This window comes from Chitinibacter tainanensis DSM 15459 (assembly GCF_000429785.1).
GTDB lineage: Bacteria > Pseudomonadota > Gammaproteobacteria > Burkholderiales > Chitinibacteraceae > Chitinibacter > Chitinibacter tainanensis.
The window spans coordinates 101,380-123,144 of the sequence record NZ_KE386952.1 but is presented as its reverse complement, the minus strand read 5'-3'; the positions used below and the strand labels follow the sequence as shown (position 1 = coordinate 123,144).

26 protein-coding genes are annotated in these 21,765 nt (G+C 57.3%); 7 read left to right on the top strand and 19 right to left on the bottom strand.

Going from position 1 to position 21,765, the window contains the following annotated elements; translation table 11 throughout:
* The first annotated feature begins 243 nt into the window (after positions 1-243).
* Both G482_RS0112920 and G482_RS0112915 read left to right on the top strand, forming a co-directional pair.
* Entirely contained in the window at positions 244-729 is a 486-nt protein-coding gene (locus G482_RS0112920) for a putative pterin-binding protein (RefSeq protein WP_028450375.1), read from the top strand.
* 3 nt (positions 730-732) lie between these two features.
* Positions 733-2,838, top strand: coding sequence for an ATP-binding protein (locus G482_RS0112915; protein WP_034619733.1), 2,106 nt, complete (start codon positions 733-735; stop codon positions 2,836-2,838).
* 57 nt (positions 2,839-2,895) lie between these two features.
* Here the strand turns inward: G482_RS0112915 and G482_RS0112910 are convergent, their stop codons facing one another.
* The 3 genes from G482_RS0112910 to G482_RS0112900 all read right to left on the bottom strand — a co-directional run bounded on the left by G482_RS0112910 (position 2,896) and on the right by G482_RS0112900 (position 5,040).
* On the bottom strand, positions 2,896-3,627 hold the full coding sequence (locus G482_RS0112910) for a peptidylprolyl isomerase (RefSeq protein WP_028450373.1): 732 nt from the start codon (positions 3,625-3,627) through the stop codon (positions 2,896-2,898).
* Between the two features lie 85 nt (positions 3,628-3,712).
* Positions 3,713-4,447 carry an oxygen-binding di-iron domain-containing protein gene (locus tag G482_RS0112905; protein WP_028450372.1) on the bottom strand — a complete coding sequence of 245 codons (735 nt, stop codon included), beginning with the start codon at positions 4,445-4,447 and terminating at the stop codon, positions 3,713-3,715.
* Positions 4,444-5,040, bottom strand: a complete 597-nt coding sequence (locus G482_RS0112900) for a hypothetical protein (RefSeq protein ID WP_156905405.1) — start codon at positions 5,038-5,040, stop codon at positions 4,444-4,446. The genes G482_RS0112905 and G482_RS0112900 overlap by 4 nt, the downstream gene beginning before the upstream one ends.
* A 98-nt stretch (positions 5,041-5,138) precedes the next feature.
* On the opposite strand from G482_RS0112900, the gene G482_RS18655 reads away from it, so the two are divergent.
* Complete coding sequence (locus G482_RS18655) at positions 5,139-5,681, top strand: NAD(P)H-dependent oxidoreductase (RefSeq protein WP_051259015.1); 543 nt, start codon at positions 5,139-5,141, stop codon at positions 5,679-5,681.
* Here G482_RS18655 and G482_RS18650 read toward each other — a convergent pair.
* Positions 5,638-7,284 carry a mechanosensitive ion channel family protein gene (locus G482_RS18650; protein ID WP_051259014.1) on the bottom strand — a complete coding sequence of 549 codons (1,647 nt, stop codon included), beginning with the start codon at positions 7,282-7,284 and terminating at the stop codon, positions 5,638-5,640. The genes G482_RS18655 and G482_RS18650 overlap by 44 nt on opposite strands.
* Positions 7,285-7,631: 347 nt before the next feature.
* Between G482_RS18650 and moaC the strand changes: the two genes are divergently transcribed.
* Positions 7,632-8,756 carry a cyclic pyranopterin monophosphate synthase MoaC gene (moaC, locus tag G482_RS20935; protein ID WP_084414679.1) on the top strand — a complete coding sequence of 375 codons (1,125 nt, stop codon included), beginning with the start codon at positions 7,632-7,634 and terminating at the stop codon, positions 8,754-8,756.
* On the opposite strand, the gene G482_RS0112880 is transcribed toward moaC, so the two are convergent.
* Positions 8,757-9,143, bottom strand: coding sequence for a SirB2 family protein (locus tag G482_RS0112880; protein WP_028450369.1), 387 nt, complete (start codon positions 9,141-9,143; stop codon positions 8,757-8,759).
* A 197-nt stretch (positions 9,144-9,340) separates the two neighbouring features.
* On the opposite strand from G482_RS0112880, the gene G482_RS0112875 reads away from it, so the two are divergent.
* Positions 9,341-10,096 (top strand): pseudouridine synthase, encoded by a 756-nt coding sequence (locus tag G482_RS0112875; protein ID WP_034619732.1) that lies wholly within the window; start codon positions 9,341-9,343, stop codon positions 10,094-10,096.
* Between the two features lie 8 nt (positions 10,097-10,104).
* On the top strand, positions 10,105-10,854 hold the full coding sequence (locus tag G482_RS0112870; RefSeq protein ID WP_245575290.1) for a TlyA family RNA methyltransferase: 750 nt from the start codon (positions 10,105-10,107) through the stop codon (positions 10,852-10,854).
* A gap of 234 nt (positions 10,855-11,088) precedes the next feature.
* On the opposite strand, the gene G482_RS18645 is transcribed toward G482_RS0112870, so the two are convergent.
* The 14 genes from G482_RS18645 to hisB form a co-directional block, all read right to left on the bottom strand.
* Entirely contained in the window at positions 11,089-12,021 is a 933-nt protein-coding gene (locus tag G482_RS18645; protein ID WP_034619731.1) for a pseudouridine synthase, read from the bottom strand.
* Positions 12,022-12,059: 38 nt separating this feature from the next.
* Positions 12,060-13,871 (bottom strand): PglL family O-oligosaccharyltransferase, encoded by a 1,812-nt coding sequence (locus tag G482_RS0112860; RefSeq protein ID WP_028450366.1) that lies wholly within the window; start codon positions 13,869-13,871, stop codon positions 12,060-12,062.
* A 13-nt stretch (positions 13,872-13,884) separates the two neighbouring features.
* Positions 13,885-14,631 (bottom strand): twin-arginine translocase subunit TatC, encoded by a 747-nt coding sequence (gene tatC / locus G482_RS0112855; RefSeq protein WP_034619730.1) that lies wholly within the window; start codon positions 14,629-14,631, stop codon positions 13,885-13,887.
* A gap of 2 nt (positions 14,632-14,633) precedes the next feature.
* Positions 14,634-15,233: a Sec-independent protein translocase protein TatB gene (tatB, locus tag G482_RS18640; protein ID WP_051259013.1), complete on the bottom strand. Its 600-nt coding sequence runs from the start codon at positions 15,231-15,233 to the stop codon at positions 14,634-14,636.
* 2 nt (positions 15,234-15,235) lie between these two features.
* Complete coding sequence (gene tatA, locus G482_RS0112845; RefSeq protein WP_028450364.1) at positions 15,236-15,436, bottom strand: Sec-independent protein translocase subunit TatA; 201 nt, start codon at positions 15,434-15,436, stop codon at positions 15,236-15,238.
* 58 nt (positions 15,437-15,494) lie between these two features.
* A complete protein-coding gene (locus tag G482_RS0112840) occupies positions 15,495-15,821 on the bottom strand; it encodes a histidine triad nucleotide-binding protein (RefSeq protein WP_028450363.1) in 327 nt (108 codons plus the stop codon).
* An 8-nt stretch (positions 15,822-15,829) separates the two neighbouring features.
* On the bottom strand, positions 15,830-16,156 hold the full coding sequence (locus G482_RS0112835) for a phosphoribosyl-ATP diphosphatase (protein WP_197053759.1): 327 nt from the start codon (positions 16,154-16,156) through the stop codon (positions 15,830-15,832).
* A gap of 120 nt (positions 16,157-16,276) precedes the next feature.
* Entirely contained in the window at positions 16,277-16,669 is a 393-nt protein-coding gene (hisI, locus tag G482_RS0112830) for a phosphoribosyl-AMP cyclohydrolase (protein ID WP_028450361.1), read from the bottom strand.
* On the bottom strand, positions 16,666-17,004 hold the full coding sequence (locus G482_RS0112825; RefSeq protein ID WP_028450360.1) for a hypothetical protein: 339 nt from the start codon (positions 17,002-17,004) through the stop codon (positions 16,666-16,668). The genes hisI and G482_RS0112825 overlap by 4 nt, the downstream gene beginning before the upstream one ends.
* A gap of 18 nt (positions 17,005-17,022) precedes the next feature.
* Complete coding sequence (hisF, locus tag G482_RS0112820; protein ID WP_028450359.1) at positions 17,023-17,790, bottom strand: imidazole glycerol phosphate synthase subunit HisF; 768 nt, start codon at positions 17,788-17,790, stop codon at positions 17,023-17,025.
* Between the two features lie 28 nt (positions 17,791-17,818).
* Positions 17,819-18,178 carry a hypothetical protein gene (locus tag G482_RS0112815; RefSeq protein ID WP_028450358.1) on the bottom strand — a complete coding sequence of 120 codons (360 nt, stop codon included), beginning with the start codon at positions 18,176-18,178 and terminating at the stop codon, positions 17,819-17,821.
* Positions 18,179-18,181: 3 nt separating this feature from the next.
* Positions 18,182-18,922, bottom strand: coding sequence for a 1-(5-phosphoribosyl)-5-[(5-phosphoribosylamino)methylideneamino]imidazole-4-carboxamide isomerase (hisA, locus tag G482_RS0112810; RefSeq protein WP_028450357.1), 741 nt, complete (start codon positions 18,920-18,922; stop codon positions 18,182-18,184).
* Between the two features lie 32 nt (positions 18,923-18,954).
* Entirely contained in the window at positions 18,955-19,614 is a 660-nt protein-coding gene (hisH, locus tag G482_RS0112805; protein WP_034619781.1) for an imidazole glycerol phosphate synthase subunit HisH, read from the bottom strand.
* A 2-nt stretch (positions 19,615-19,616) separates the two neighbouring features.
* Positions 19,617-20,210, bottom strand: a complete 594-nt coding sequence (gene hisB, locus G482_RS0112800) for an imidazoleglycerol-phosphate dehydratase HisB (RefSeq protein ID WP_028450355.1) — start codon at positions 20,208-20,210, stop codon at positions 19,617-19,619.
* 373 nt (positions 20,211-20,583) lie between these two features.
* Between hisB and G482_RS19720 the strand changes: the two genes are divergently transcribed.
* A complete protein-coding gene (locus G482_RS19720; protein WP_051259012.1) occupies positions 20,584-21,756 on the top strand; it encodes a polysaccharide deacetylase family protein in 1,173 nt (390 codons plus the stop codon).
* Positions 21,757-21,765: the final 9 nt, after the last annotated feature.

Here is a 21,765-nt window from a genome sequence, read left to right as displayed (position 1 = left end):
TATGTGGGGTATATGATTAAAGGCTAATAAAATTAAGCCTTGTAGGGTGATACATCAATGGGTATATCTGGTCGTTTCGGTGTGGCTGATGCAAGTGGCATTTAAATCCGGTCAGGCGGCTTGACCGATTGGCGCGCAGCGCCGTTTCAAACAGCAAATGCTGATTAAGAAAGGGAAAATGCACTATACAATGAAGCCAAAACACCGCTTTTTCTGCGACTAAAAATAATGAGGAGTTTCCTTATGCTGCGCACATTCGGCCGCTTGATCACCTTTGCTTTGCTGGCGCTGGCCAGCCTCAGTTTTGCCAACGAAACCAATACCACGCGCACCATTTTGACGATCAAAGGCAAAGTCACCACGCTGCAGGCCCTGTCTCTGGCTGATCTGGATAAACTGCCCCAATACAAAATGACCGTCCCCACGCCTTGGTATCCCGAGCCACAAACCTTTGAAGGCCCCTTGCTGCGCGATGTGTTAAAGCTGGCTGGCGTGAGCAGCGGGGCGTTACGGCTGTCGGCGCTGAACGATTACACAATTGAAATACCCGCCAGCGATGCCTTTACGTATGATGTGATCGTGGCCAGCCGCTTGGGCGGTAAAACCATGTCGATACGCGAAAAAGGGCCGTTGTTCATCATGTACCCGTTTGATCAGCACGCTGATCTGCGCAAGACCGACTATTACCGGCGCTGCGCCTGGCAGCTGAAACTGATTACCGTTCAATAAAGCATGAGTCGACGTTTTCCTGTGATTTTGTTGGCCATTAGCCTGGTGCTGATGGTCAACTTCAGTTTGATTATTCATTTCGAGCAGAAACAAAAGGCCGAGCTGGTCGATTTCGACCAGCAAGGGGTGGGCAATCAGCTGTGGCAGATTTTCCAGACCCGCGCCGAATTGCAGCGCTTGCGTGAGTCAATCCGCCTGCGCGACGCCGATGATTTTGCCTTGCGCTTTGATATTGTTTACGGCCGGGTGCATAGCCTGGAATACGATGTCATCCTGCGCCAATTCACCGATCCGGTACTGAGCCAGCAAGATTTTCCCGCTGTGAAACGCTTTGTGCTGGATGCCGACCGGATCTTGCAGCAAGGGCCGCTGGGGCCTGCGCAGTGGGAGCAACTGAATCAGCTGATGGAAGAGCTGCAGGCGCCGATTGAAGATATGGCCCAGCGGGTGCGCAGCGAAGACATCAAGCGCAATGAGCTCAAACAAAAACGCCTAGCCAACCTCGGCACTTGGCGCACTGGTTTGGCTTTGTTGCAGGTCGTGCTCTTGCTGGCCTTTGCGGGGCTGGCCCTGACCGCGCTGTGGCGCAGTGAAAAGCAGCGCCTCAGCTTGCTGGACTTGAATAATTCGCTCGATGAAGCTCGCGCCAATGCGGTGGCGGCCAATGAAACCAAAAGTCGCTTTTTGGCGCACATCAGCCACGAAATCCGTACTCCGCTCACATCGATCTTGGGTTACACCGAGCGCTTGCGGCAAAACTCGCAGCTCACCGAGCAGCAACGCCTGCAGCTCAGTCATGTAGCGCATTCGGGCCAGCATTTGCTCAGCCTGCTCAATCACGTGCTGGATTTATCCAAATCCGAAAGCGGCAAGCTAGAGCTGATTATCGAGCCGCTGGCGCTAAGCCAGCTACGGCAGGAGCTGGTGGGGATGTTTGCGCTGATGGCGCAGGAAAAAGGGCTGCGCTTTACGCTCGATTTTGCCGCCGATTTACCGCCAGTCTTGCTGCTGGATGGTGGCAAATTGCGGCAGATTTTGATTAATTTGATTGGCAATAGTATGAAATTCACCGAGCGGGGCGAGGTGATTTTGCAAGTGCGCGGGCGGGCCGAGAAATCGGCCTATGTCTTGCAGCTGAGTGTACGAGATACTGGCTGCGGGATTGCCGAGCATGAGCTGCAGCATTTGTTTCATCCCTTTGAACAAACCGAAAGTGGCAAACAGCTGGGGGGGACGGGCTTGGGCCTCGCGCTCAGCCGCGATTATGCCCGCCTGATGGGCGGCGACATCAGCGCCGCCAGCACGCTTGGGCAAGGCAGTGAATTTGTGCTGACACTACAAGCGCAGCTCGCCCCAGCCACCGTGCCGGTCAGTGCGGCACCGGCACCGCTGCGGCCGCTGGCACAAGGCCGGCGGGTGATGGTGGTGGAAGATCAAAAGGTAAATCGCGAACTGCTGTGCGAAATACTGGAGGAGGCCGGCGCACAAACCCTGCCGATGGCCAATGGGCTGGAAGCGCTCGACGCGCTCAGCCGTGGCGAGGTGGTGGATTTGGTGCTGATGGATTACCAGATGCCGGGCCCCGATGGGCTGGAAGTCACTAGCCGCATGGCGGCGCTGGGCTATCGGCAGCCGGTGTATCTGATTAGCGCTTCGCCTGAGCATGAATTACGCCAGCATCCGGCTTTTGCCCTCTTGGCCGGTTTTCTGAGCAAACCCTATCAGGGGCAGGAAATCCTCGATTTGCTGGGGCTGAGTGCGCCGGTGCTGTTGCCGGTTTCGCCGCAGGCTGATTCGGCGCTGCTCACGCAGGCTGCGGCGGAGCAGCGGCTGGGATTTAGTCGCGAGCGCTACTTGGGCTTGGCAGAAAAAGGGTTTGCCCGCCTGCAAGATCTGGAGCAGGATTTCGTGCGCGCACTGCAGGGCGGCGAGATCGACGCAGCTCAACGGCATGCGCACAGTGCCAAAGGCATTGCCGCTCAGCTTGGTGCCGAGCAATTGGCACAGCAATGGGCGCTGTTGGAGCACAATCCACAGCTACAGGCGCCCACCTTGGCGGAGCTTGCCCAATTACGGAACCGCACTTGGGCTGAATTAAGTCGGGAATGATGCAAGCGTAAAAAAACCGGGGCACACCCCGGTTTTTTTACGGTGGCTGACTCGCGCTTAGGCCAGTTCAGGCATGCTGTAGCCATCGATCTTGGCGGCGCTTACCAGCTTGGCCAGATAGTCGTGCATCACTTTGCGGCCGGCCATATCGGTCAGGAAGGCTTGCAGGCGCTCTTTCACTTCTTCGAAAGTGACTTTGTCGCCATCGCTGCGCTCGTTGACCTGAATGATGTGGTAGCCGAACTGGGTTTCCACCAGATGCGGGGTGATTTGACCGGCGTCGGTGCTAAATACGGCTTGTTCGAATTCAGGCACCATTTGGCCACGGCCAAACTGGCCAAGGCTACCGCCTTGCTGGCCTGATGGGCAGGTTGAATGCTCTTTGGCCAGCGTTGCGAAACGTTCCGGGTTGGCTTGCACTTCAGCCAAAACGCCTTCGGCTTTTGATTTAGCCAGGCTAGCTGCCAGGCCTTCGCCCAGCGGGAACAGGATGTGGCTGGCTACGGCTGATTCACCACGGGTAAAGCTTTGTGGGTTGGCATCGTAAAAAGCTTGGCAAGCGGCTTCGTCTGCTTCAGGCACTTGCAGTTCACGATCCAGCAAAGCGCCGATGGTTTCTTCTGGGGTTGCGCCGCTGATGCCGGCTGCAGTGGCTTGCTGCAACAGCAATTCGCGCAGGATCAGCTCCTGAATTGCCGCATCACGTGCGCTGGGTGCGCCTTCGTGGTTGGCTTGTTCGCTGGCGATGAGTGCTTCGTCGATTTCAACGCCGTTTACCGTAATGGCCATGAGATGAATCCTGTAAAAAAATGAAGCGTCGCAAGCCCGCGACGCTAAAAGGGTTATACCGAGTATGGGGGCGATTGTAGCAAGATCAACCGTAGCCGACTTGCAAATCATCAAACCAGTCGATAAAGCGTTGTACGTCTTCCCCGCGATAAATGGCGCCATGCTGCGGGCACATCAGCTCGATCTCGAGCTGGCGCACGCGCTCGATCCAGCGCTTTTTGGCGGTGTTGGAGCCCATCCAGCGTTTGTGAAAACCTTCGGCAAAGCGGATATGCCGGTCAAAATCTTCGACGAATAAATTGCAGTCGGCATCCGGTAGCAGCGCCGCGCCCACGTCACCGGTAAACAGCAGTTTGCAGGCTGGATCATAAACATGAAAATTGCCCGATGAATGCAGATAGTGAGCCGGTATCAGTTGTAATTCCCGCTCACCCAGCGTGAGATTTACGCCCGCATCGGGAATGGCCACCAGTGTGTCGGCTCCACAGCCAAAATGCGGAATAAATCCGGCCCATAAGCCGGAAACGTGACAGCGAATGTCGGGGTTAAAGTCATGCCAGAGCCCAAGCGATGAAATCACATCCGGGTCTTGATGGGATGAAAACACCCGCCGTACGCTGCGCGGATCAATCACTTCCGACAGTGCAGCAAACACGGCGGGAAACACCTCCGCCCCGCCCGGATCACACAGCAGGCTATCTTCCCCGGTGGTGACCACATATTCATTGGTATCGATCAGAAAATCGGCCCGCGCAGGGTCGCGGGCTATGGCGTACCAGCGATGCTGCTCGCAGCTGGCAATGAGTTGGGCTTTTTTCATGCGTGCAGATCCAGATCACGGGTGATGTGTTGCAGTGTGGTGAGGCGGCCGAGGACAGACTCGATTTGCCGGGCGAAGCTCTCGGCCAGCTCGGCCAATACGCTACGCAGCTGACCGCTATAGGCCGATTCGATACGCGCAGCGCGCGCAAGCACCAGGCCAAAAGTGCAGCTGCGGTTGGCTTCGGCGAGGCATTCTTGAAACTGGTTGGCGTGTACACTGAGCTGTTGGCGGGCCTGCGCGCGCTGCATGGCGGGGCGGAGCAGGGCGTGTAGTGCTTCGCTGTGGCTGGCCGCATCGTGCAGCCGTTGCCAGCGGCGCTCGGCCTGTAGGCGCGAGGTGGCGCTGGTGAGTAGCTGTTGAGTGAGCTCATTAAGTGCCTGCATGGCGGTTTGCAATTCCAGACTGAGCTGGCGCAGCTCGCTAGACACCACGCCAAAGCCTCGCGCCGAAGTACCGGCTTTTTTGGCCAGCAAGATGGCATTGAGTCCCATTAGATTGATTTCAAAGCAATGGCGGATCACGACTTTGACCTCTTCGTGAATCAGCACCGATTGGCGCAGGCTGCTGACCCCGGCCCGGGCGATGGTCATCGCTACCACCTCTTGTCGATTAGCTGCCTTCTTTATAGCGGCAAAGCCGGTAAACCCCCAGCCATACTGTAAGTCCACCGCCAGCATTGGAGTCGAAGATGAAAAATCTGCTGATCGTGTCGCACCCGCATCTGGCCATGTCGCATATTCATCGGCCGCTACTGGATGAATTGGCCGAGCTGCCTGATAGCCGCGTGCATCATCTAGAAAGCATGTATCCCGATGGGGAGATTGATTTGCTGGCCGAGCAGGAGGCCTGTGAACATGCCCAGCGGCTGGTGTGGCAGTTTCCACTCTACTGGCATAGCTGCCCGGCACTACTCAAGCGCTGGCAGGATGATGTGCTGTGCCCCGGTTGGGCCTATGGCCGCCGGCAGCAGCTAGCCGGGAAAACGCTGTGGCTGGTGGTGAGTATGGCCACGGCTAGCCGGCAATACGGCACGCTGGATGCTGCCGCGCTGGCGGCGATTTTACGGCCCTTCCAGCTCACGGCCGAAGGGCTGGGTATGCGCTGGCAGCCCCCATTAATTATGGGTATCCAGCCAGATACCCCGCAGGGCGATCTGGCTGGCACGCAGCTAGCCCAGCTGCAAGGTTTTATTGCCCGTTATCGGGAGGGGCTGACGGCGGCGTGGCTTTAGCGCCGGTGGGCACCTGTGCTGGGGCAGGATACCAGTTGGCGGGCGCGATGACTATTTCTTGTTCCGGATCCGCAATGTAATGCGGCGACATGATTTGCACCCCGTAGGTGTTAAACACATCCTGAATCTTGGCATGCAGATCGCTCATGATCTCCAGCCGGCGGCGCGGCTCATCGACGGCAATGCGCAGAAAATATTCCACGTAGTAATCGGACAGCGCGGTTTGATACACCACCGGCCGCGGATTATTGCGTACCCCCTTGGTTTGTTGGGCCGCCTCAATCAACATGGCTTCTACCTGCCGCCATGGGGTGTCATAGCCAATGGTGACGCCCACTTGGGTAATTACCCCGCCGCCCGCGGCTAAGCGAGAGAAATTCTTGACGCTTTGCCCCACCAAGACCGAATTTGGAATACTGACTTCCTCGCGCAAATTAGTGTGGATTTTGGTGGCAAAGAGGCCAATGTGAATCACTGTCCCCTCGGTGTCGCCGATTTGCACGTATTCGCCTTGTTTGAGTGATTTGGCGTAAATCAGAATCAGCCCGCTGGCAAATTGCCCCACCACGCTGGAAGCTCCTAGCGACACCATCAAGCCCACCATGACCGAGAGCCCTTTAAAGGCTTCTGTATCAGCGCCGGGCAGATAGGGGTAGCACATCGCAATGGCCAGCAGCCAGACCAAAAAGGTCATAATTTTGCGGGTGGTGCTGGCGGTTTCGCGGTCAAACCAGCTCAGATTAAGCTCACCGCGCTCGATCCGGCCAAACACAAAGCGCAAAAACCGCGCTGTATAGCGGGCGCAGACAATGATAAAAATCACTACCAGTAAGCCGGGCAAGGCCGATAGCACTCCGCTGGCCACCTTGCCCAGAAACTGCAAAATCGCCTGATTAAGCTGCTCGCTCCATACCCGGGTAAACGGGAACTGGCTAAATACAAACGTCAGCCACGTATAGGTGAGGCTCAAACCAATCAGGCTGGTGGTGAGATTGATCAGCCAGCGCAAAATGCGATTCAGCAGAGAAATCTGCACGCCGGTGGTTTGCCGCGCCAGTCGCGCCAGCGGGCGGGTAATGTAGCGGCGGCCATTTTTCAGCAAGATGACCCGGGCGCGGCTCAGTAGCCACAGCGTACCGGCAAACAGCAGCGTAGCCACCACGGTATACACTGCCGCCCGCAGAAGCTGCTCGGGGTCGCGCAGCTCGCGCTGTTCGCGTAGCAGTTGCTCGAGCTGCTGCTGGGCTTGTGCCGCCACACTATCGAGGGTTTCACCCGCCAGCGTGTCGATGTCCTGCTGCAGAATGAGAAAGACCTGCTCTTTGCCCAAGGCTACGCTGATGCCGGCATCGGGCGTTTGCACCGGGGTGAGGGTAATTTGCTGGGCATTGCTGTGTTCCAGAATGCGGCGGATTCGCAACTCGGCAGCTTGCGCACGATCTTCGACCGAGTAATTTAAGAGCCCCACCCGAAACTGCACTAAGGTGCGGTTATTAATGGTGACCGCGTGGGGTTCACTCGCCGGGACGGGGGTGGGCTCGGCGTAGCTAAAGAGGCTGAGACAACACAAACAGATGAGCAACAATCGGCGCAGAACCAGCATCGAAAACCCTCGGCGGCAGCAAGCTGAAAGCTCGATGATAGCCCAGAATAATCTGAGCCGACTACGAGGCCAGCACGGCGATCGCTCCCGCGTGGTGCTGGTGCCGCGTGGGCACACTAGTGGGTGGGGGTATTGAGTGCCAGATCTTATTTTTCATGGCCTGGTGGCCTATACCTTGGCAGGTAAGTTGGCCTAGCGCAGAAATACATGGTTTTTACGTTGTAAAATGGCTGTTTGCCGTGACGATCCGCTGCGCACAGATTGCCGATGTCATGTGAACTCCATATAGTATGGAATCCTAATATTTATTGGCGGCCCGATGTGTAGGGCCCTGCAGGAAACAGGCGATGACTCTGGATGCGGTAGTACTGGCCGGTGGCCCGGCCACGCGAATGGGCGGGCAAGATAAAGGTTTGCTCGAGCTTTCTGGCCGGCCGATGGTGGCTTGGGTGCTGGAAGGCATTCAGAAGCAGACCATTCCGGTCGATCACATTTTGCTGTCGGCCAATCGCAATCTGCCCGACTACGCCGGCTTTGGCCACGCGGTATTGCGCGATATGTACCCCCAGGGTGGCCCACTGGCGGGGATTCATGCCGCACTGTTGGCCTCGCCCGCCGACTGGTTGCTGGTGCTGCCGTGTGATGTGCCCTTCCTGCCGCAAGATCTGATTTTGCAGTTTCGCGCTGCGCTCAATGCCAGTAGCGCGCTGGCCGTGGTGGCGCGGACCGCAGATGGTCAAGTGCATTGGCCTATCTGCATGCTGCATCGCAGCCTGTTGCCCAATTTGGTGGAAGCCCTTTCCACTGGCCAAAGCGCGCTGGATGAATGCCTGAAAGCCGCTGGCGCGGTGATGGTCACTTTTGCCGAAGGCCTGTTTGCCAATTTGGATACCCCAGAAGATCTGAACCAGCTGGCCGGCCGGCTGGCAGGCGCAGAAGCGCTTGCCGTGGGGGGCGGCGCTTTGTCGCACTTCACCGCCAGTGGCGATGCACATATGGTCAATGTGGTCGACAAAAGCGAAACCCGGCGTACCGCTACGGCGCAGGGCGAAATCCGGATGTTGCCGGATACCTTGCGGCTGATCGAGGCGGGCGATCATCAAAAGGGCGATGTACTCGGCGTAGCGCGGATCGCGGCGATTATGGCGGCGAAAAAAACCAGTGATCTGATTCCGCTGTGCCATCCGCTGCCACTGCATGGTGTGACGGTGGAATTTAGCATTGATCGGGTGAAATCGTTCGTTCGCTGCACGGTGAGCTGCGATACCGTGGGGCGTACCGGGGTGGAGATGGAAGCGCTCACTGCCGTCCAAATCGGCCTGTTAACGATTTACGATATGTGCAAAGCCGTGGATAAAGGCATGGTCATTGGCAATGTGCGCCTGCTGGAAAAGCTGGGCGGTAAATCCGGTGCCTGGCCTGCTAGCGCGGCCGCCCCCACCTCCGGCGGGCTTGAGATCCCGCTGATCTGATTACCACCAGCCCAGCGTGGGCGATTTACTGAGCGCTACCCCTACGATATAGGCATAGGTCAAGATTGCTGCCCCAAAGGCCAGCGCCCGCTGGGTTTGGGTTTTGCCGCGTTTTAATGCCACCATGCCCAGCCCGATATACGCCAGTAGCGCAATGATCTTGGCCAAGAGCCAAGGCGAATTACCCGGGCTTTGCCCACTAACAATCGCCAGATACAGTGCGGCGGCAAGGAGGCCACTATCAATCAGATGGGGCGCGATGCGGTAAATGCGCAGCTGCAGCTGCGGCGATTGGCGCAGCATCAATAATCCGCGCCAGAAAAACAAAGCGCCAGAGAGCGCAGCCAAGAGCATATGCAGATGGCGCACGGGCAAATAGTATTCCATCGTCTTCCTCGCAAAATTGCATTCTACCAAGCTCGCCGGTGGCTGCGGGTGGTGTGATACATGGCAGGGTATAGTGCCCAGTGTTAGCTTGCCAAGGCAGTCCCGAGCAATACCCCTAGCGCCTCACCAGCGCGGTTTCTCATCGCGGGTGAAGCCAGTACAATGGGGGATTGCCTCGAAAAAATGCTGGTGCCGTAATGGAAGAACAACACGACTCGTCTACCCCGCTGCGCTTGTCTAAACGCATGGCCGAGCTGGGCCTGTGCTCACGGCGTGAGGCGGATGAATACATCGCCAAAGGCTGGGTGAAAGTCGATGGCGAGGTGGTGAATGTGCTGGGCAGCAAGGTTTTGCCCGAGCAGCACATCGAGCTCGACCCGATCGCCCGGCAGATTCAGGATAATCGCGTCACCATTTTGATTAATAAGCCGGTGGGCTATGTGTCGGGCCAGGCCGAAGATGGCTACGAGCCCGCGGTGGTGCTGGTGCAGCCGGAAAACCATTGGGCTGGCGACACCAGCGGAATTCGTTTCTCGCCCGTGCATTTTCAGGGGCTGGCGCCAGCCGGGCGCTTGGATATTGATTCGGTGGGCTTATTGGTACTCACCCAGGACGGCGTGGTGGCCAAAACCCTGATCGGCGAAAATTCGCAGGTGGAAAAAGAATACCTGGTGCGCGTATCAGGCCACCTGAAAGCCGATGGCTTGCGCCTGCTAAACCACGGTTTGTCTCTGGATGGTGAGGCGCTCAAGCCGGCGCGGGTGTGGTGGCAAAACAAAGACCAGCTGCGCTTTATCCTCAAAGAGGGTAAAAAGCGCCAAATTCGCCGGATGTGTGAGCTGGTGGGCCTGCAAGTCGTTGGCCTGCAGCGGATCCGGATTGGTAAAGTGGTGCTGGGCGAGCTGCCGCGCGGGCAGTGGCGCTATCTGCGTAACGACGAAACCTTTGCCTGAGCCACGCGATGAGTATGTTGCGGGCTGATGTATTGCTGGTGGAGCGGGGCGTGGCCGCCTCGCGCACGCAGGCACAAACCATGATCGCTGCCGGTCGGGTGATGGCCGATGGCAAAGCGGTGTCTAAAGCCGCACTAAAACTGCCGGCCGATGCCGATTTGCAGATTGCCCCTGATGAAGTCGATCGCTATGTCTCGCGCGGCGGGCTCAAACTGGCCGGAGCTTTGGCGGCGGCGCAACTGACGGTGACCGATTTCACGGCGCTGGATGTCGGGATTTCCACTGGCGGATTTAGCGATTGCCTGCTGCAAGCGGGTGCGCGCAAAGTGATTGGGGTCGAAGTCGGTCATGATCAGTTGCACCCGCGGCTGCTGGCGGATGCGCGTGTGGTGCAATTTGAAGGCGTGAATGCGCGCCATCTCACGCCAGAGTTGATTGCCCCGGCGCTGGATGCGCCGCTGGATCTGGTGGTGGGTGATGTCTCGTTTATTTCGCTCACGCTGGTGCTGCCGGCGTTACGCTGCGTACTGCCAGCGGGCGGGCGTTTACTGTTTCTGGTGAAGCCGCAGTTTGAGCTTGGGCCGCAGGCCTTGGGCAAGGGCGGCATTGTGCGCGATCCGGCGCTGTATCCGCTGGTTGAAAGCAAAATCCGTACAGCGGCCAGCGAATGTGGTTTTCAGGTGCTGGATTATTTCCCCAGCCCGATCACCGGTGGCGATGGCAATCACGAGTTTTTTATCTACGCTCTCGCCGCCTAGGCGCGCCGGCCGGCGCAAAAAAAAGGCCCGCACGCGGCGGGCCCTAAACTCTCTGTATGGAATGCGTGTTCAAGCGCTGAATTCCATGACTTCATTCTAAAATTGCCACCAGCCGCCGGCGGTGAACAATTTTGCCTTTTAGCTGTGTAAAACTACCAGAACGTATTGCCCTGCAGGCACTATAGCTACTGCCTTGGCGGGCTATACCTGTCGGGGTATTCATTGCGACTTCGTTTAAGTGGCGCAATCGTTGGTTGCGGCCGGCCAACTGAGTTCGCGCCGGGAATAAAATACCCGTTCGCACTGGCTAAAGGGATCAACAAAGCGTAGCTCGCGCGCCAGTAATTGCAGCGGGGCGCTAAAGTCATCGCCTTTGTCATCCAGCACCACCGGATACCATGGGTCATTCAAAATCGGGATCTGCAGCGCAGCCAGATGCGCGCGTAGCTGGTGCTTTTTGCCGGTGTGCGGTTCGAGCCGATATTTGGCCCAGGCGCCGCGCTGCTCCAGCAGGCTGATGCGCGTTTCACTATTGGGCTCGCCCGGCACTTCGGCCATGGTAAAAAAGTCAGCGCTGGCTTCGCTCAGGCGCGAGCGATGTACATAGGGCAGGGTCAGGTCGGGCCGGAACGGCGCAATGGCTTCGTAGGTTTTCTGCACTTGCCGGCTTTCAAACAGCCGCTGATAGCCGCTGCGGCTGGCGCTATCAAGGCAAAACATCATCACCCCGGCGGTTTCCCGATCGAGGCGGTGCACTGGCGCGATGTCATCGCGCCCGAGTAGCTGGCGCAAGCGCACCAGTGCGGTTTCACGCACAAAGCGCCCAGCCGGGATGGTGGACAAGAAATGCGGCTTGTCGATGACGACAATCCGCTCATCCTGATGCAGAATCTCGAGCGCAAATGGCACCGGCGTTTCCTGCGGTACATCACGGTAATACCAAAGATAGTGGCCGGGCCGATACGGGGCATCGGGCGCGATGGGCTGGCCATTATCATCGAATATCTCGCCCGCCTGCAGGCGCTGGTCGATGATCGCCGGGTCGAGATAGGGAAAACGGTCGCGCAGAAAATCGCGCGCCAGCTTCCAGTGCCCGCCGGGCAGCATTCCCGCGCAACTGGCCGCCAGGCCGTCACGCAGGGGGAGGGGAGAAACAGCTTTTTTCATAGGATGGCTCGACCGGGGCGCGGCTGCGCCCGCCGGTCTTAATCAGCTTTGGCCGCTGAGCTGGCGCTGCTTGCCGCGTGGGCTTCGCTTGGCAGCTCGCGCTTGATCTTGAAGTCGAGCTTGGCATTAAAGAAATCCCGCGCTTCATCCACATCCACCAACAGCGCCCGGACATTCGGCTCTTTAAAGCCATCCAGGGTTTGATAGTAGTAATCAAAGCTCTCTGGGTAGGCAAAGGCCGCGCGGCGCATCAGATCGTGAGCCACCGCCTGATTGCCGAGCAAGGCTTCCATAACCGCCTGATCGGTCATCTGGCCAGGGTAGGGGCGAATAGCGTTTTGCTTGCGCAAAATGGCCAGCTTCCAATCGATTTCGCTACGGCTGGCCACGATGTAATTCGACAGCGCGTGCTCGGCGTAATAATCAATCAGCGGGTTCTGGCGCATGCCCTCCAGGCGCTCGATGCGGCTAGCGTTGAGTTTCTCATCGCCGGCCGGATCCATAATCGGATAGATCTCGAGATAAATCTTGCCACCCAAGAAACACAGCGCCAGCCCGGCGCCACCCCACAGTGCCCAGCCGAAACGAGCGGCCATGGCAGGGATCGGCCAGCGCGGGACGCTGCTTTGGGCAAACACCAGCATCAAGGCAAACGGGCCGAGGAAGTGGAAATACCACAGCGGATATTCCACCAGGCTATGCAGCAGTGATACCGACAAGAGCGCCAAGGCAAACATCACACCCGGCTCGGCCCAGCGGCGCACCGCACTCCACAGCACACCGGCTAGGCCCAACACAATAACCCCGGTGCCCAGCAGGCCGGTTTCAGCCATGAGGTTCAGCACTGAATTGTGCGCGTGAGTAAACAGCACGCTTTCCGACACAATCGCAAACTCGGGGCGCACTTGCAGCGCATTGCTGTGCACCGCATAGCTACCCCAGCCCGTACCCAGCACTGGATATTGCTGGAATACCAGCCAGGCTTTTTGCCATTCCACCAGGCGGCGCGAGCCGTTCGAATCGAGGCGATCCAGACCGGTGGGGACTTCATTCTTGGCTTTCAGCAGCGCTTGCAGCAGCTCATTGACCATTGGCGCGGCAAATTGCATTAGGATAATCAAACCCGCCGCAATACTCAGCGCCCGGCCAAATTGGCGCAGGCTATCCTGCCCGCGCCACCATACCAGCAAGCCCAGAGCTAGCCATGCCCCGGCGTACAGCAGCGGCGAGCGTGAGCCACAAAAAGCCAGCGAGAGCGCCAGCCACAGGCTGACCAGCCAGAAGACTGGCTTGGGTAGCTCGTCCTTTTGCGTCACCAGATAGGCGGCGCTGGCCAAGCCCCAGGCTAGGTAATGGCCATACATGTTTTTCTGGCCGATATTGCCGAAGATGAGTCGCGGGCCTTCCTGAATCAGCTGCACAATCTGCGGTACGGCAATGCCCGAGTTGAAAATCGCCCCGGCCAATAAGCCCCAGGCAAACATATTCAACAATGGGGTTACGCCAAACACCGCAATCGCCCGCGCCAACGACCAGCCCGCACCCGCCGCGCCCAGTGCGTATACCAGCGGGTAAACTCGCTCGGTGGCGTAGCCATGCGGTAAGAACACCGCTTGCAAGCCAATCACGCCGCAGAAGCCCAGCCACATCAGGCTGCTCCACGGCGGGGCGCAACGCGTATCGCGCTCGGACGGTACCAGCACACCCGCTAGCGTAATCAGAATACAGAAAAAGAATGCCGCCAGCTCGGAAGGGAAGACCGGATTTGGGTCCCAGCGATAGGGGATGCCGCAAGGCACCGCCGCCAGCAGGAAGAGCAGGCTTTGATAAAGACGTAGTTGGAAGGTCATACAGCAGAATCCGTTAGGCTGCTGCTTGTTCGTCCTTCACTGGTTGATACAGCCAAGTGGCAACCAGCACCCCGGCTTCGTACAGCAACCAGAGCGGAATGGCGAGCAAGCATTGCGACAAGACATCGGGTGGCGTGACTACCGCCGCGATCACAAAGGCGCCGACAATGACATAAGGGCGCACTTCACGCAACTTGGCGACGGTGACAAAACCCATCCGCACCAAGACAATCACCGCGATCGGCACTTCAAAAGTCACGCCAAAGGCCAGAAACATGCCCAGTGCGAAATCGAGGTATTCGCCCGAATCCGGCAGCCACTGCATGCTATCGGGGATCACCGAGGCAATAAATTTGAAGACCACGCCAAAGACCAGGAAATAGGCAAAGGCCATGCCGGCGAGAAACAGCAGCGTGGAGGCAATCACCAGCGGCAGAATCAGTTTCTTTTCATGCACATACAGGCCCGGCGCGATAAAAGCCCAGATCTGATACAAGGTATGCGGCAGTGTGGCGACGAAGGCCACCAGCGCCGCAATCTTGATCTGCACCAGAAAGGGTGTGGCAATCCCGGTGGTAATCAGCTTTTGCCCATTGAGCACTGCGGTGAGCGGGCCGACCAGCAGATCATAGAGCTTGGCCGAGAAAGCAAATGCGATCACAAAGCCCACAATAAAGACCAGAATACTGCGCACCAAGCGGTTGCGCAGCTCGATCAAATGGCCAATCAGAGGTTGCAGATTGTCGTTCAGGTCAGTCATGGTTAACGGCGATCCGCGCCAGTGGGGGTGGGCTCGTTCAGGTCGGCAAATAGGTCAAGCTGGTTGTCCGGGGTGCTGGTTTCCGCTTCCCGAGCGCTCGTCTTGCCGGCCGGTGTGAGAGGTTCCGCCGTGCTTGTTGGCGCTGTACTGGCCGCTGTGGCCGTTGCCGCGGCAGTGGCGGACTGGCTGGCTGACGTATTCTCTTGAGCCGCTGCCGGTGCAGCTTTAGCAGGCGTGGCGCTCTCCGCGGATGCGACCGGGGCTACGGGTGTCTCGGCGGAAGCGGGCTGGGCAGGTGCTTGCGCTGGCTGATCTTGCAAGGCCGAGCTGGCGTGCTCTAGCGTTTGCGCCACTTCGCTCTGGGCCGGCTGCATAATCGCGCTGATTTGCTGCTGTTCAGCTTCGATTTCGCGCTGGATTTGCGCTAGTTCGCTGGCCTGCATTTCACGCTGCAGGTCGGATTTGACGTTGGTTACAAACCGCTGCAGGCGGCCAAACAGCATCCCGGCTGTGCGGGCGACTTTCGGCAGTTTTTCGGGGCCGACTACGACCAGCGTAACGGCCCCGATGACCAGCAATTCACCAAAACTAACATCAAACACGATTATTTCTTATCGTTTTCGCTAACGTCGATCACGCGTTGCGCTTCTGGTTTGGCCGGCTCTTCTTCGCCTTTCATGCCGTCTTTAAAGCCCTTGATGGCCGAACCGAGGTCTTTGCCCACATTGCCAAGCTTTTTGGTGCCAAAAACCAGGATCACGATCGCCAGAACGACCAGCCAATGCCAGATGCTAAATGAACCCATGATAAATCTCTCTAAGGGTATATCAATGCAAGCCTTTTAAAATATGGCCTGCAGGTGATTACGGTTGTGGGGTACCCAGAATGTGCAGGTGCAGGTGGAAAACCTCCTGCCCACCAGCCAACCCGGTGTTAATCGCTGTTTTGTACCCGGCACCCAGGCCGTGCTCGCGCGCAATTACTGGCGTCAGTGCCAGCATTTTGCCAAGCAGCGCTTCATCTTCCCGGCTGGTGTTCAGCATGGATTCGATGTGGCGCTTGGGAATCAACAAAATATGCACCGGTGCGGCCGGGCGGATATCTTTAAACGCCAAGACCTCATCGTCTTCGTATACTTTGTTGGCGGGGATGTCGCCGCGCACGATTTTGCAGAAAATACAGTCGGTCATGGTTTTACTCAGTCAACACGGGCACGCGAAGCTTTTTCTTCAATACCGGAAATGCCTTCCCGGCGGGCGAGCTCAGCCAGCACATCTTCATGGCTTAAGCCTTCATGCGCCAGCAGCACCATGGTGTGAAACCACAGATCAGCCACTTCACGCACGAGGTGCAGCTTATCGCCATCCTTGGCCGCCATGATGGTTTCTACGGCTTCTTCGCCCACCTTTTTCAGAATGGCTTCTTGTCCCTTGTTGTAGAGTTTGGCCACATACGAGGACGACGGATCAGCATGCCGGCGCTCGGCCAGCGTTTGCGATAGACGTTCCAGAATTTCAGCAGAAATCATATGCTGCTCCAAACAAAACAGGGTTGATTATATTGCGTCAGGATGACAAATCGATGTCAAACAGATGTGAACTTTTGGCTATTGTACCCCGCTCATTGCTGCGGGGGTACCGTGCGCTTAAGGGTGGCTGTGGCCGTAAATGGCATGGGGGTCTTTGAGCACCGGATCGACCACAGTCCATTCGCCATCCACCAGGGTGCGAAAAAAGCAGCTCTCGCGCCCGGTATGGCAGGCAATGCCGCCCTCTTGCTGGATTTGGTAAATCAGCACATCGCCATCACAATCGAGCTGAATGGCCGAAACATGCTGAAAATGCCCCGATTCTTCGCCTTTGTGCCAGAGTTTCTGGCGCGAACGGGTCCAGTAGTGCGCCGTGCCTTTCTCGGCCGTGAGTGCGACGGCTTCGCGATTGGCAAAGGCAAACATCAGTACGCGGCCGCTGACCTGATCTTGTGCAATTACCGGTACTAGCCCGGCTGCATCGTATTTAATTTCGTCGAGCCAGCTCATTGCACTACCACCTTGTCGGCGGTGAAATCCGCCACCGGGGTGTAATACACCACCCATTGCCGAGTTTCATTGGCTTGGATTGCGCCCAGCGCGCCTTCCATGCGGATGGGTTCGCTCACGCGGCCATTGGCATCCACCACAATCGGTGGGCGTTTGAAATCATGGCCAGCTGCGGCTTTCACTGTTAAAAACAGGGTGAGCTCGTTTTTCAGTCCGTGGCGCATATTGTCGACACTGACCGAAATATTGGCCGGGGTTTGCAGGCTTAAATCACAAGCCAGTAGATTGCTGCTCAGGCACGCAGCAGCGCAAAATAGTGCAAGGCGAGTCAACATCAGGGTGTTCCTCTGCGATTAAAGGCGCATTTCAATGCCGGCAGCCTGCATGGCTTCTTTGGCTTGGCGCACCGTGTATTCACCAAAGTGGAAAATACTGGCCGCCAGCACAGCATCGGCGTGGCCGATTTTCACCCCATCCACCAGATGCTGTAAATTACCCACCCCACCTGAGGCGATGACCGGGATATCCACTGCATCAGACACGGCTTGCGTTAAAGGCAGATTAAAGCCGATTTTGGTACCGTCGCGATCCATGCTGGTGAGCAGAATTTCGCCCGCGCCCAGCTGCTGCATTTTCAGCGCCCACTCTACCGCATCCAGCCCGGTTGGGCGGCGGCCACCGTGGGTGAACACTTCCCAGCGGCTATTGGTGGCATCGGTGGCTTTGGCATCAATGGCCACTACAATGGCCTGACTGCCAAAGCGGCTCGCGGCCTGCTCAACCACTTCGGGGTTAGAGACTGCAGTGGTGTTAATGCTGACTTTATCTGCGCCGGCATTGAGTAAGCGGCGCACATCATCGGCTTTGCGCACGCCACCACCAACAGTGAGCGGAATAAACACCTGCGAAGCTACAGCTTCGATCACATGCAAAATCAGATCGCGATCGTCGCTCGAGGCGGTGATGTCCAGAAAAGTGAGTTCATCCGCGCCTTGCTCGTTGTAGCGCCGGGCAATCTCGACCGGATCGCCGGCGTCGCGTAACTCAAGGAAATTCACCCCTTTTACGACGCGACCCGCGGTCACATCCAGACAGGGGATAATACGTTTAGCTAGTGGCATATCAGGTTCCGCGTGGCGAGGGCCACGGTCATTCTTGCTGCTGCGTTTTCCAGCTGGTCCAGAGCGCTTGAGCCGTTTCGGCGTATTGGCTGCGGCCACCGGCGAATTCCGGGGTGAACCACTGGGTAAACACATTGAAGATTAGCTGCTGAACATCGTCGACATTCATGCATTGGGGCAGGCTACGAATAATGCTGCCCGCTTCGGGGGCGTAGCCTTCCGGCTCGCCCACCAGGCGGATTAGCATGGGGTCGTATTCAAATAAAATGCGGCAGACTTCATCAAACCAATCTGGATTGGTGTCGCGCAAGAGCTGGCCGATCTGCCTCTCTTCGGTGGCCCAATCCAGCCATTCCGGTTTGTTGTCGTCGGCCGCAGTGTCGCTCATGGTTTAGCCACGCAGCTCGTCCGCCAATTCCTGCGCCTTGGCAAAGTCGATGGTGCCTTCGTAGATGGCGCGGCCGGTGATCACGCCTTCGATCCCTTCGGCGGCCACTTCACACAGCTTGCGTACATCATCCAGATTAGTGAGGCCACCTGAGGCAATCACCGGAATCGTCAGCGCTTGTGCCAGTTTTACTGTGGCTTCGATGTTCACACCCGAGAGCATGCCATCACGGCCGATATCGGTGTAAATCACGCTTTCTACGCCATAGCCTTCAAAGCGTTTGGCGAGGTCGATGACGTCGTGATCGGTGACTTTGGCCCAGCCATCGGTCGCTACCTTGCCGTCTTTGGCATCCAGCCCCACGATGATGTGGCCAGGGAAGGCGTCACAAGCTTCGTGCAAAAAGCCGGGTTGCTTAATGGCCGCGGTGCCGATGATCACATAGTCGATACCGGCATCCAGATACATCTCGATGGTTTCGAGTGAGCGAATACCGCCACCCAGCTGGACGGGCACTTCGCCATCCACTGCCTGCAGAATGCGTTTTACGGCATCCAGATTTTTCGGCTTGCCGGCGAACGCGCCATTCAGATCAACCAGATGCATGCGGCGCGCACCCTGATCCAGCCAATGCGAGACAAAGCTCGCCGGATCATCGGAGAACACGGTGGCATCATCCATCTCGCCTTGGCGCAAACGGACACATTGGCCATCTTTCAGATCAATTGCAGGAATAATCAGCATGATTTCAAAAGCAGGTAGTGAAGGGGGTTAAGTTAAAATGACAACTTCCAGTTTACGAAATTTTTCAGCAATTGCAGCCCAGCCGAGTGGCTCTTTTCCGGGTGACACTGAATCGCAAAAATATTGTCGCGCGCCACACAGACCGCAAAGCGATCTGGGTAAGCTGATTCAATCACAGTTTCAGCATCCGTCGTCGGCGCAAAGTGATAACTGTGTACAAAATAAAACCGTTCGCCATCGTTAATGCCGTGCCACAGCGGGTGTTCGCGGCGAATAAACATTTCATTCCAACCCATGTGCGGCACCTTCAGTTTCTGGCCTTGGGCGTCATGCATGTTTTCAGGTTTGAATTTCACCACGCGGCCTTTGAATAGACCGAGGCAATCCATATCGCCCTCTTCGCTGTGCTCAAACAAGAGCTGCGCGCCGACGCAAATGCCCAAAAACGGCCGGCTGGCGGCCGCATCGAGCACTGCTTGCTTTAAGCCGCTGGCGTTTAGTTCGCGCAGGCAGTCGGGCATGGCACCCTGACCAGGAAACACGACTTTATCGGCACTAGCGACGACAGCCGGGTCGGCAGTCAGCACGATGTGCGCCTGTTGCTCGGCGACCAGCTCAAATGCTTTGGTGACCGAATGCAAATTGCCCATGCCGTAGTCGACAATGGCGATCAGAGGTTTACTTGCACTCATCATTAGCCCACCAAAGTGCCTTTGGTGGATGGGGTAATCCCGGCCATCCGCTCATCCCATTCCACTGCCATCCGCAGCGCGCGGCCTAGTGCTTTGAAGATCGTTTCGGCCTGATGATGGGCGTTATCGCCTTTCAGATTATCGATATGCAGGGTTGCTGCGGCGTGGTTTACAAAGCCACGGAAAAACTCACCAAACAGCTGAGTATCAAACTGGCCAATGGTGTCGCGGGTGTACTTACAGTGATATTCCAGCCCTGGGCGGCCAGAGAGATCGATCACCACTCGGCTCAGTGCTTCATCCAGCGGGACATAGCTATGGCCGTAGCGGCGGATGCCTTTTTTGTCGCCGAGTGCTTTGGCAAACGCCTGCCCCAGTGCAATACCGACGTCTTCAACGGTGTGGTGCGCATCGATGTGCAGATCACCCACCGCCTTGATGTCCAGATCAAACAGGCCGTGGCGAGCCACCTGATCTAGCATGTGTTCGAAAAAGGGTACGCCCGTATCAAATTTGCCCACCCCGGTGCCGTCCAGGTTTAGGGTGATGGTGATCTGGGTTTCCAGCGTATTGCGGGTGACAGTTACTTGGCGCATCAAAATTCTCGTTAACAGCTCAGCCGATGGCGGTCAATTCGGTATTTTCCAACAGTTTGGACGTGGCGGGAAGCATTTTGACCGGCAAATCCCTAATTGCGTGGGGAAAAGTGCCTGCCAGATTGCCAGTTGCGCTTAACTTTCGCTAACGGCTGCGGCTTGGGTCGAAGTTTGTCAGCTTTAAGTCAATTGCATGCGATGATTAGTACGCTACTGCGCTCTTGGTCTGAGCGACAAACACTGCAGGAGTTCCGCCAAGGCGATCAGCGCCTGTGGCCCAGTCTGGGCATTGCCAAGTGCTGGGTCGATGCAGGATGAAAAAGCGCAGCCCCCGCTGCGGCAGCCTCGAAATTTCAATGAAGGAAGGTTGAGCATGCATAAAATTTGGATGGTGATTGGCCTGCTGGCGGCCGAACTGGTGCTGGCGCAAACCCCGCCCCGCTTGCGTACGCCGGTGGTGGAAAATCAGGGGCAGGTGTCCGCCGCTCAGCTGGAAGGGCAGGCGCAGCGTTTTCCGCAGACGTTTTTTCTGGAAGGGCCGGGTGATCGCCAAGTGGTGGCTTTAACCTTTGATGATGGCCCCAGTCTTGATACGCCGGCGCTACTGGATACGCTGAAGAAAGAAGGTGTGAAGGCGACCTTTTTCTGGCAAGGCCAGAATGTACTGGCGCATCCCGAGATTGTCCGCCGCGCTGTCGCCGAAGGGCACACGGTGGCGAACCATAGTTTCAGCCACCCGAATCTGAGCAAAATGGAAGAAGGCGGCTTCTGGTGGGACTTGCAGCTGGCGAAAACCCAGTCTGCATTTCAGCAGGTAGTGGGTTTTCAACCGGCGCTGATGCGCCCGCCCTATGGTTTTTTGAACGATGGCCAGATCAAGGCGCTGCAAGCGCGCGGCGTGCATGCCATTTTGTGGTCGGTGGATAGTGCTGATTGGTATCACACCTGGAAAATCAGCAACGAGAGCCTCGCCAGCGCCCAAATTCACGAGGTGGTGGCCCAATATCTGCACCCCGAAGCCATTGTGTTGCTGCATGACTCGGGCGGGCGTACCCGCCGCCCCACTGTGGCGGCGGTGCAAACACTGATTCCCGCCATTCGGGCTAAGGGCTATCAATTTGTGACGGTTGATCAGCTGTTAAAAGTGCCAGCTAAGCTCACGAGCGCCCAGCAAGCGGCGAACCAGCCCAGCTTAGACGCCACTTTGCAGCAGTTTCTGGTCTTATTCAATGAGCCGGATGCCGCTATCCGTGCCGCCGGTTGGGGCAAGATCCTGAGTGATGATTATCTGCATGTGAGCGCCGAGGGGGTATTGCGTGGGGTGCCGGCATACGCCGGCTTGGTCACCCAGTTGCGCACCCAAATGATGGGCTTAAAGCTTGAACTCACCACGCCGGTACAGCAGCTGGGCGAGCAGGCCTTGTTTGGCTGGCGCGTGATGGATGCTGCGGGCACAACGGTAGCGAAGGGGGTGAATGTGTTGCAATTAGCCGCCGATGGGCGCATTAAGCAAAATACCGTTTATAACGACCGCCAGTTGCAGTAAGGTCGTGCT